Consider the following 10,599-nt stretch of genomic DNA (forward strand, 5'->3'; position numbering starts at 1 on the left):
ACGTATTGCTAAGGTTAAAACGGAGGAGTTAGTTGGATGATCCAGCACCTGGTCGACCTGACCGAAGGCCAGCACATCGAGCGCGAGCTCATGCTGATCAAGGTAAGGGCGGTGGGCAAGGAGCGCGAGGAAATGAAGCGCACCGCCGACATCTTCCGCGGCCGCATCATCGACGTGACGGAAAAAACGTACACGATCGAGCTGACGGGCGCGAAGACGAAGCTGGACGCCTTCATCGACGCCATCGACCGCGCCTCGATCCTCGAGACCGTCCGCACGGGCGGTTCCGGCATCGGCCGCGGCGAGCGCATCCTCAAGGTTTGACGCCGGTGGTGCGTGGGCACAGGGTGCCCACCCTACGGTAGACGCGACGGTTGGCTGGTGGATATGGATGTCCATCGAATGCCGATATAGAACGTAGGGTGGGCTCCCCGAGCCCACCAAACACATAACGAAACACATAAAAGCACAGGAATAATCATGAAAGTTTTCTACGACAAAGACTGCGACCTCTCCCTCATCAAAGGCAAGAACGTCGCCATCATCGGCTACGGCTCGCAAGGCCACGCCCACGCCCAGAATCTGACCGAATCCGGGCGTCAACGTCACCGTCGGCCTGCGCCGCGGCGGCGCGTCCTGGGGCAAGGTCGAACAGGCCGGCATCAAGGTCGCTGAAGTCAACGAGGCAGTCAAGGCCGCCGACGTCGTCATGATCCTGCTGCCGGACGAGAACATCGCCGACGTCTACAAGAACAATGTCGAGCCGAACATCAAGCAGGGCGCCGTGCTGGCGTTCGCGCACGGCTTCAACGTGCACTACGGCCAGGTCGTGCCGCGCGCCGACCTCGACGTCATCATGATCGCACCGAAGGCCCCGGGCCACACCGTGCGCGGCACCTACCGCCAGGGTGGCGGCGTACCGCACCTGATCGCCGTCTACCAGGACAAGTCGGGCTCGGCGCGCGACATCGCCCTGTCGTACGCGATGGCCAACGGCGGCGGCAAGGCCGGCATCATCGAAACCAACTTCCGTGAAGAAACCGAAACCGACCTGTTCGGCGAGCAGGCCGTGCTGTGCGGCGGTACCGTCGAGCTGATCAAGGCCGGCTTCGAAACGCTGGTGGAAGCCGGCTACGCGCCGGAAATGGCCTACTTCGAGTGCCTGCACGAAGCCGAAGCTGATCGTCGACCTGATCTATGAAGGCGGCATCGCCAACATGAACTATTCGATCTCGAACAACGCGGAATACGGCGAATACGTCACCGGCCCGCGCGTCGTGACCGAAGACACCAAGAACGCGATGCGCGCCGTCCTGAAGGACATCCAGACCGGCGAATACGCCAAGTCCTTCATCCTGGAAAACAAGGCTGGTGCCCCGACCCTGATCTCGCGCCGCCGCCTGAACTCCGAGCACCAGATCGAGCAGGTCGGTGAAAAGCTGCGCGCGATGATGCCGTGGATCGCCAAGAACAAGCTGGTCGACCAGTCGAAGAACTGATCGGCTGATCGTTCAGCTGGCTGAAGTACCGTCGCCCCCGCGCAGGCAGGGGCCGAATCTGGCGTTACCGCAACGCTGGGACTTGGGCCCCCGCCTGCGCGGGCGACGTTTTTTTCGGGGCTGCTCAGGTGCCCTGGATCTGGCCCCGGCGGGCGCGGACGTGGCCAGCACAGCCAGGGCGAACTGCACTCCTTTGCAATCAATTGCAACTTTCCATTACACAAACTCGACTTCCGCGCAAAACCGGTTATCGTTCTCGTGCCGCGGCACCACGCCGCGCATGCCAACAAGGAGAACAACGATGTCCATCAAAAAACTCGTCCTGCTGTCCGCGCTGACCTGCGCATTCGCGGCCCAGGCGCAAGTCCAGGCCGCACCGGCCGTTGCCACCACGAGCGGCACGCTGGTCGTCGTGCCCGCGTTCGGCGAAGTGAAACATGCCAACGATGAGGCCACCGTCACCTTCGCCGTCGAGGAACAGGACAAGGACCGCGCCGCGGCCACGGCCCGCGTCAACCAGAAGATGAAGCAGGGCACCGACACCGTGCGCCGCGAGGACCCGCAGGCGGAACTCAAGACGGTCGGCTACTACACCTACCCCGTCTACCCGGAAGTGCCGGACGGCCCGCGTCCGCTGGCGCATCCCGCTGCCCGCCGCGTCCCGATCGGCTGGCGCGTCGGCCAGTATCTCGAAGTCAAAACGCGCAACCTGCAGGCGCTGCCGAAAACGGCCGCGGCCGCGCAGAAGATCCTCAACCTGAACGGCATCGATTACCACCTGAGCCCGGAACTCTCGAAGCGCCTCGACGACGAGCGCATCGCGGCCACGTACCGCAACCTGAACGAGCGCATCGCATCGATCGCGCGCGCGATGGGCCGCAATGTCGGGGACGCCGTCATCGACACGGTCGACTTCGAAGGCAGCGGCAATTACGCGGGCGGCCAGGCCGAGGCGGCGCCGATGGTGATGCGCATGACGGCCAAGCGCGCCGACGCGGCCGAGATGCCGGAACCGAGCTTCGAGCCGGGTGAGACGACGTTGCAGATGCGTCTCGTCGGCAAGGTGAAATTCCGCTGACGATAGTGGTTCGCTAACACGGGGTGCGGACACATAACGGCGTGGTCCCGCGCCGCTGCGCACTGTTAAGAAAAAGAAACCTATGCCGACTCCTCCCCGACGCCGCAAACCCGGTGCGATCAAGGCACCCCGCTTCGCCCGGTTCAGCCGCGTCCGCAAGTCCGACGCGGGCCGCCCGCGCCGGGGCATCTATCCGCTGCCTAACGCCTTCACGACCGCCGCGCTGTTCGGCGGCTTCTACGCGATCGTGATGGCGATGAACCAGCGTTTCGACCACGCGTGCTGGGCCGTGTTCATCGCGATGGTGCTGGACAGCCTGGACGGCCGCGTCGCGCGCCTGACGAACACGCAATCCGAATTCGGCGCCCAGTACGACAGCCTGTCCGACATGGTCTCGTTCGGCGCGGCCCCGGCCCTCGTCATCTACGAATGGTCGCTGCGCGGCCTGGGCAAGCTGGGGTGGATCGCCGCGTTCGTCTATTGCGCCGGCGCCGCGCTGCGGCTTGGCCCGTTTCAACACGAACATCGAAGTGGTCGACAAGCGTTTCTTCCAGGGCTTGCCGAGCCCGGCCGCCGCCGCGCTCGTCGTCGGCTTCGTCATGATGATGACGGACCCGGACATCAACGTCAGCGCGCGCAAGGTCGACTGGATCTCGTGGGGCCTCGCGCTGTTCGCCGGCCTGACGATGGTCACGAACGTGCCGTTCTACAGCTTCAAGGATGTCAATTTCCGCAAGTCCGTGCCGTTCATCGTCGTGTTCCTGATCGCGCTTGCGCTGGCGCTGCTGGCGATCGACCCGGCCAAGGTCTTGTGGCCGCTGTTCGTCGTGTACGGCCTGTCCGGCTACGCCGTGTACCTGTGGCGTCTTGCCAAGGGCAAGCCCGTCAGCATCATCCAGACGGACGAAGAGACGTTCGACCCGAGCGAGCGGCGCTGAACCGGCGCCAGCTCCACCAACGACAACGCCCCTTCCGGGGCGCTGTGTCGGTGATCCTTCCGGCCGGCGTCAGCTGGCCTTGGCCGACTTGCCTTGCGGGCCCTGTTGACCGGTCTGCTGGCCGCCCTGGACATTGCCGCGGAACGTGCCGTCACGCGTATCGGCTTCGACGTGCATGCCGGCCTCCGCGCCGTTGCCGCCGCTTTGCAGATTGCCGCGATGCACGCTGGCGCTGGCGCCGGCGTGCTGGAACGGATCGCGGAAATTCTTCAGCGTGTCCTGCTGGGTGCGCAGGCTGTTCTGCGTTTCTTCGGAGGCGACGCGCGCCACCTCGTCGGCCAGCGTCCTGGCCGTGCGCGAAGTCTCGGGGGCGTGCTGCTCGGCCACGCGCGCCATCTCGACCTGGGAGTCGGCCATGACGCGTGACAGGTGCTGCTGGTAGGCGCGCAGCTTGTCCGCGGCGGGCTGGGCGCGCGACGCGGCGGCCGAGATCATCTCGGTCGGGTGATTGGTGGTCAGCAGTTGCTGGCCGGCGATATTGCTCTCTTCGAGCAGTGTCTGGCTCAACTGGATGTTGGCCTCGACGATGTTCTGGATCGAACGCGACCACGATTTCGACATGTCGTTGAGGAAGGCGACCTGGGCGTCCAGGTGCGAACGAATTGCGGGCGTAACGGATTGCGAGAATAGGAACATGGATGACCTCATAAAAGTGTATCCGCTCTATGAAATGCGATGCGATGGCATGAAGATGCCAAAAATCAATAAAGTTCGGTAATTTCGCATCGCACAATCGCGCTGCAGCGCAAAATGCGTCCCAGCGCGAGTTCGTTAGACTAGATCATTTCGATGACATTTCAACCGCTTTTTCAATCGTGCGGATGAAATAAATGACTTGCATCAGGGTTTTCCCACGCAGGCGGCCAATTGTTTTTTTGTGCAGTATCCTGACGGAATTTTAACGAAATTGCTGCAATGCAGCATGTCTGTCGCAGGGGCACGGCGAACCATGTCAATCGCGCGCCGTGCGCCATTCCTGCCCGCTGGCCGTCGATTCGTGCTCCGGGCAATTGGTGATCCTCTCCTTGCCGTGCTTTTCGACCATGTCGATGCTCGTCGCGGGCGAGCGCTCCGTGACGCAATAGGTGCCGCCGCCCGAGATGACGCGCGTACGGCGGGCGCCGTCGCCCGTGTTGTTGACCAGTTCCGCCGTCTTGGGCGCTTCGTACCACGCGTTCGGCGCCATGTCGGCCGCGGCCTGGATGCCCTTGCGCAGCCGGATCTGCGGGCTGTCCGGCGGCGCCACGATGTACGGGTGGTTTTCCTTGCGCAGCGCGCGGTCGACCGCGCCCGCGTCGCGGCGCGCCCGTTCGAGCAGCGCGGCGCCGGCGGACGGCGCGGCAGGTGCCGCCGGTGCCGGTGCGTCCGCTGCCGGGGCCGTATTCGGGGCGGGGACGCGCGCGGCCGGCGGTGCGGCCGGCAGCACCGGTCGTACCAGGGTCATCGCGTTCGTCGTCGGGGCCGCGTGCGGCCGGGCCGGGGCCGCTCGCTCGTCGGCGCGGCGCGGCCGGGGCGCGGCGGGCACCGGCAGGCGTATCCACTGGATGGTCGTGCGCGGCGGCTCGGGCGCGATGGCCGGCGCATGGCGCGTCGCCTGCCAGCCCACGATCAGGACGGCGTGTACGAGAAGCGTGGCGGCGATGCCGGCAGGGCGGCGGTCGCGCGGCGGAAGGAGGGCGGGAGCGGTGGCGATCATGGCATCCCAGTATAGCCAGCGCCGGGCGCGCCATTCTCACACATTGTCGCGCGCCGTCAGCGGCGGTGGAAGCGGTCGTCGTACATCGGGTCCGGTCCATTGAGCATCTGGCGCACGACGCCCTGTTCGTCGAAGTGGACGTTCATCATCGAATTCCACACGCCGGCTTCCTTGTAGCGGTAGGACCAGACTTCGTAGTTGTGCGCGTACACGCGCGAGACTTCGGCGGGGCGGCCGAAATGGCGCAGGATGTCATCACGGGTCCAATGGTCGACCTTGACCTGCGCGAAGTTCTCGCTGGTGAGCACCTGGTCGTACGAGACGAGGCGGCCGTCCGGGCCGATGTGCGCCATGTACTGGAACTGGCCCATCGGCTGGCCGCGGTATTCGAGCATCCGGCCGCCGTCCGGCAACGGGTAGGCGGCGTTCGGCTGGCCCAGCTGCGCCGTGACCGCGGCCAGCGGCGCGCCCGCGGGCGGCGGCTGGCGGAACACCGTGGTGCAGGCCGACAGGGCCAGCGCGGCGGCCAGGGCCGCGCCGGCCGTCCGCAGCGTCGAATGGAATCGGATGGTCATCGCAATCCTCCGTTAGGGCGGTCAGACGCCTTTCGAGCGGTCGTCGAGCAGCGGATCGGGGGTGTTGTCCATGTGGTGCACTTCGCCCCGGCCGTTGAAATAGATGTTCATGAACGAATCCCAGACGCCGTCCTGCTTGTAGCGGTACGACCAGACTTCGAAGCCGGTCGCGCGCGCGTGCCCGACCTCGGCCGGGCGGCCGAAGTTGCGCAGGATGTCGTCTTTCATCGAGCGGCCGGGCTGCACCTTCGCGAAGTTTTCGCTCGTCAGCACCTGGTCGTACGAGACCAGCCGGCCGTCGGCGCCGATGCGCGCCATGTGCTGGTACTGGCTCATCGGCTGGCCGCGGTATTCCAGCACCTGGCCGCCGGCGGGATCCGGATACACGGCATCCGGCTTGCCCAGTTTCGCGGTCACCTCGGTCAGCGGGGTTCCGGCGGGCGGGGTGCGGCTGAAGGTCGCGCAGGCCGACAGGGAGAGGGCGAGTGCGAGGGCGGCGGCAATGTTCTTGTTCGGATTGTTCATGGTATGGTCGCGTCATCGGGCGTGCCGGAACGGCATCGCCAACGCGGGGATTTTAACGGAAGACGACGAAACACTGGCTCCTGGCGGCGTTTTCACCTATACTTCCCGGTCTTGGCCTTCCGGCCAGGTTTTTTATTAATTCACGGTGCGCTGGGTTCCGACTCTGCACCGCATGTGAAAGGCAACATCATGACCGTAGAAAACATCAACAAGGCCGCGATCATCGCGGACAACGCACGCGGCGACAAAGACACCGGTTCGCCGGAAGTCCAGGTTGCACTGCTGACCGCCCGCATCAACGAACTGAACGGCCACTTCAAGGAACACCAGAAGGATCACCACTCGCGCCGCGGCCTGATCATGATGGTCAACCGTCGTAAGAGCCTGCTGGCTTACCTGAAGGCCAAGGATCTGAACCGTTACCGCGACCTGATCGCCAAGCTCGGCCTGCGTAAGTAATCAGCAGTTCCTGAGCATTGCGCCAGACGGCACAAGCTTCGAAATGCCTGCGTCAGTTTCACTGCCGCGGGCATTTTTCGTTTTGGCCGTCGTTGAAGCTTTTTCCGTAGTAAAGGTTGGCGTCGAGAGCGGCAACCCGTGGTGAGGTGAACGACAGCGCCTGAAAATCTGTCGGCAAATAGAAAGGGATTACCCATGTTTAACAAAGTTACGAAAACCTTCCAGTACGGCGACCATACCGTCACCCTCGAGACCGGCGAAATCGCCCGTCAAGCCAGTGGCGCCGTCCTCGTGTCGGTCGAAGACACCGTCGTCCTCGCGACCGTGGTGGCCAAGAAGGACGCGAAGCCGGGCGAGGATTTCTTCCCGCTGACCGTCGACTACATCGAGAAGAGCTACGCCGCCGGCAAGATCCCGGGGGCGGGTTCTTCAAGCGCGAAGGCCGTCCGTCGGAGAAGGAGACGCTGACGTCGCGCCTGATCGACCGTCCGATCCGTCCGCTGTTCCCGGAAGGCTATCTGGAACGAAGTCCAGGTAATGATCCACGTCCTGCTCGGTCAATCCGGAAATCGATCCGGACATCCCGTCGATGATCGGCGCCTCGGCCGCCCTGTGCGTCGCCGGCATCCCGTTCAACGGCCCGATCGGCGCCGCCGGCGTCGGTCACGCGAACGGCCAGTACATCCTGAACCCGACCACCACCCAGTCGAAGACGTCGCAGATGGACCTGGTCGCGGCCGGTACCGAACACGCCGTGCCTGATGGTCGAATCCGAAGCGCAGCAACTGTCCGAAGAAATCATGCTGGGCGCGGGCCGTCTACGGCCACGAGCAGATGAAGGCCGTGATCGACGCGATCCACGCGCTGGTCAAGAAGGCGGCAAGCCCGGAAGTCGAATGGGCGCCGGCACCGAAGAATGAAACCCTGATCGCGCAAGTTGCCCAACTGGCCGACGCGAAGATCCGCGACGCCTACCAGACCCGCGAAAAGTCGGCGCGCCAGCAAAAGCTGAAGTCGCTGTCGACCGAAGTGATGGCGGGTCTGGCAGCACAGGGCATCGAAGCGGATTCGGCCGAAGTCGGCAACATCCTGTTCGACATGGAAGCCAAGGTCGTGCGTTCGCAGATCCTGGAAGGCGAGCCGCGCATCGACGGCCGCGACACCCGCACCGTGCGTCCGATCTCGATCCGCACCAGCGTCCTGCCGCGCACCCGACGGCTCCGCCCTGTTCACCCGCGGCGAAACCCAGGCCCTCGTGATCGCCACGCTGGGCACCGGCCGCGACAGCCAGAAGATCGACGCGCTGATGGGCGAGTACACCGACGACTTCATGATGCACTACAACATGCCCCCGTTCGCCACCGGGCGAAACCGGCCGCGTGGGCACGCCGAAGGCGCCGTGAAATCGGCCACGGCCGCCTGGCCAAGCGCGCGCTGGTCGCCGCGCTGCCGGCGCCGGAAGATTTCAGCTACTCGGTCCGCCTGGTGTCGGAAATCACCGAATCGAACGGTTCGTCGTCGATGGCATCCGTCTGCGGCGGCTGCCTGGCGCTGATGGATGCCGGCGTGCCGATGAAGGCACACGTGGCCGGCATCGCCATGGGCCTGATCAAGGAAGGCGGCAAGTTCGCCGTCCTGACCGACATCCTGGGCGATGAAGACCACCTGGGCGACATGGACTTCAAGGTCGCCGGCACCGCCAACGGCATCACGGCGCTGCAGATGGACATCAAGATCCAGGGCATCACCAAGGAAATCATGCAGGTGGCACTGGCGCAAGCCAAGGAAGGCCGTCACCACATCCTGGCCGAGATGCAGAAGGCCATGCCGACCGTGAAGACCGAGCTGTCGATTCGCACCGCGCCTGATCACCATCAAGATCAACCCGGAAAAGATCCGTGACGTGATCGGCAAGGGCGGCGCCGTGATCCGCGCGCTGACCGAAGAGACCGGCACGCAGATCGACATCACCGACGAAGGCATCGTGACCATCGCCTCGGTCGACGCCGCCGCCGGCCAGGAAGCCAAGCGCCGCATCGAAGAGCTGACGGCATCGGTCGAAGTGGGCAAGACCTACGACGGCACCGTCCTGAAGCTGCTGGACTTCGGCGCGATCGTGCAAGTCATGCCGGAAGGACGGCCTGCTGCACATCTCGCAGATCGCCAACGAGCGCGTCAACGCCGTCGCCGACTACCTGAAAGAAGGCCAGCGAGTGCGCGTGAAGGTCCTCGAGACCGACGAGCGCGGCCGCCTGAAGCTGTCGATGAAGGCAGCGGCAGCGGATGACGCGGCGGCTGCGGCGCAGTAAGCCCCAGCCGGCTGTTCAGCCGCAGAAACCGCCAGTGCGTGAGCCTGGCGGTTTTTTTTTATGGGTACTGCCATGTTTTATTCATGATCCCAAAATAAGTTATTGACCTGTCTGATATCTCAACTGTTGCACGCGGCCAAGATATTGGCATTGGGAATGGCTTGTATTTGAACATGAAATTGGATTTATATCTCATCCGTTCCGATAATGTACCTACAGTCAAACGAAACGAAACGGAGAAGAGAAAATGAACGTCGCAAAAAACATGGAATTCATCTTTGTCGCAGCCCTGGTCGTCGCCGTGAGCGTGGCGAACGCGTTCGCAGCGCCCGCCGCGCCGCTGCCAGTGGCCGCCCGCGCCGTCGCGTCGAAAGCGCCGGTCAACGAAGCGCCGATGATCACCATCGTCGTCGTCGGCAAGCGCCTGACGGCTGAACAGAAAGCCAAGCGCACCGTATGATGGTTTTTTCGTGCGGCAGCGACGCCCGTGACGGCGGCGTCGCTTGCTGCAGCAGCATCGCGTAGTTTCCCGCCCCGCCAGTCGCGCCACCCGTCATCCCGGACGGTTTCCCGGCCCGCAATTCCCCCTTCAATCCGCGTTCCGCACGGGCACACACGCCTGCGTGGAATTCGCGTCCCGCGCGTTTTTACCGAAAGAAGTTTCCCCAAGTTACAACTCGGTAAAACGTGTGACGCCATCCTCCAAAGATTGCAAAATAAATTCAGGCTTCCCATCGTATCGTGCCGTGTTGTCCAGGCAAGGGATGGTATAGTTGGTCATTTGACAGAATTGCTCGGAGGGTAGATGCCTCCAAAGGGCACAACCTTTCACGACCCAAAAAGGACGAAAGATGACGACTCAGGACTACGCCAACCGCATCAGCCAGCTCATCCAGAATCACGAGGCCGACATCGGCGCCGAATGGAGCGAGCAGCTGGAGGCGCTGACCGTGCGGTCGAACGTCGTCTCGAAAGAGCAGCTGCGCAAGCACTGCCAGCAGTTCCTGGCCGCGTTTGCCCAAGCCACGCGCGGCGGCGAGCTGCAGAACATGGAACACCGTTCGTGGGATGAAGTGCGCGACATCCTGAGCGAGATTTCGTCGAGCCGCGCCAGGAACGGCTCGACCCCGAGCGAGACGGCGACCTTCGTGTTCTCGCTGAAGCAGCCGCTGTTCGTGCGCCTGAACGAGGAATTCGCCGGCGATCCGGCCGCGCTGGCCAATGCGTCGTGGACCATCAGCTCGCTGCTCGACAAGCTGGGCCTGTACACCATCGAGGTGTTCCAGCGCGCCCGCGACCAGATCATCGTGCGCCAGCAGCAGGAATTGCTGGAGCTGTCGACGCCCGTCGTGAAGCTGTGGGACGGCATCCTCGCGCTGCCGCTGATAGGTGCTGGATCATCCAACGACCTTCCGCGCTTTTAACCTTAGCCAGTACTCAACTGAACCAAGTAGGTTACA

General features: G+C 63.8%; 8 protein-coding genes and 4 pseudogenes. 8 read left to right on the top strand and 4 right to left on the bottom strand.

What is annotated here, in order from left to right; translation table 11 throughout:
* Window positions 1–48: 48 nt before the first annotated feature.
* From ilvN to pssA, 4 genes and pseudogenes are all read left to right on the top strand, one after another.
* Window positions 49–324 (top strand): annotated as a pseudogene (gene ilvN / locus ACWNCF_RS05405) (acetolactate synthase small subunit); the annotation flags it as partial.
* Window positions 325–480: 156 nt separating this feature from the next.
* Window positions 481–1,499, top strand: a pseudogene (gene ilvC, locus ACWNCF_RS05410) (ketol-acid reductoisomerase).
* 301 nt (window positions 1,500–1,800) lie between these two features.
* Window positions 1,801–2,577: an SIMPL domain-containing protein gene (locus ACWNCF_RS05415; protein WP_449406308.1), complete on the top strand. Its 777-nt coding sequence runs from the start codon at window positions 1,801–1,803 to the stop codon at window positions 2,575–2,577.
* Window positions 2,578–2,659: 82 nt separating this feature from the next.
* A pseudogene (gene pssA, locus ACWNCF_RS05420) lies at window positions 2,660–3,515 on the top strand (CDP-diacylglycerol--serine O-phosphatidyltransferase).
* A gap of 69 nt (window positions 3,516–3,584) precedes the next feature.
* Here pssA and ACWNCF_RS05425 read toward each other — a convergent pair.
* The 4 genes from ACWNCF_RS05425 to ACWNCF_RS05440 all read right to left on the bottom strand — a co-directional run bounded on the left by ACWNCF_RS05425 (window position 3,585) and on the right by ACWNCF_RS05440 (window position 6,371).
* Window positions 3,585–4,211 carry a phasin family protein gene (locus ACWNCF_RS05425; protein WP_449406309.1) on the bottom strand — a complete coding sequence of 209 codons (627 nt, stop codon included), beginning with the start codon at window positions 4,209–4,211 and terminating at the stop codon, window positions 3,585–3,587.
* Window positions 4,212–4,527: 316 nt separating this feature from the next.
* On the bottom strand, window positions 4,528–5,271 hold the full coding sequence (locus ACWNCF_RS05430) for a hypothetical protein (protein WP_449406310.1): 744 nt from the start codon (window positions 5,269–5,271) through the stop codon (window positions 4,528–4,530).
* Between the two features lie 56 nt (window positions 5,272–5,327).
* Window positions 5,328–5,846 (bottom strand): hypothetical protein, encoded by a 519-nt coding sequence (locus ACWNCF_RS05435; RefSeq protein ID WP_449406311.1) that lies wholly within the window; start codon window positions 5,844–5,846, stop codon window positions 5,328–5,330.
* Window positions 5,847–5,867: 21 nt separating this feature from the next.
* Complete coding sequence (locus tag ACWNCF_RS05440) at window positions 5,868–6,371, bottom strand: hypothetical protein (RefSeq protein ID WP_449406312.1); 504 nt, start codon at window positions 6,369–6,371, stop codon at window positions 5,868–5,870.
* Window positions 6,372–6,560: 189 nt separating this feature from the next.
* On the opposite strand from ACWNCF_RS05440, the gene rpsO reads away from it, so the two are divergent.
* The 4 genes and pseudogenes from rpsO to ACWNCF_RS05460 all read left to right on the top strand — a co-directional run bounded on the left by rpsO (window position 6,561) and on the right by ACWNCF_RS05460 (window position 10,563).
* Complete coding sequence (gene rpsO, locus ACWNCF_RS05445; protein ID WP_056137414.1) at window positions 6,561–6,830, top strand: 30S ribosomal protein S15; 270 nt, start codon at window positions 6,561–6,563, stop codon at window positions 6,828–6,830.
* 195 nt (window positions 6,831–7,025) lie between these two features.
* Window positions 7,026–9,139 (top strand): annotated as a pseudogene (gene pnp / locus ACWNCF_RS05450) (polyribonucleotide nucleotidyltransferase).
* 247 nt (window positions 9,140–9,386) lie between these two features.
* On the top strand, window positions 9,387–9,599 hold the full coding sequence (locus ACWNCF_RS05455; RefSeq protein WP_449406313.1) for a hypothetical protein: 213 nt from the start codon (window positions 9,387–9,389) through the stop codon (window positions 9,597–9,599).
* Between the two features lie 391 nt (window positions 9,600–9,990).
* Window positions 9,991–10,563 carry an RsbRD N-terminal domain-containing protein gene (locus ACWNCF_RS05460; protein ID WP_449406314.1) on the top strand — a complete coding sequence of 191 codons (573 nt, stop codon included), beginning with the start codon at window positions 9,991–9,993 and terminating at the stop codon, window positions 10,561–10,563.
* Window positions 10,564–10,599 lie beyond the last annotated feature (36 nt).

This window comes from Massilia phosphatilytica, assembly GCF_977014125.1.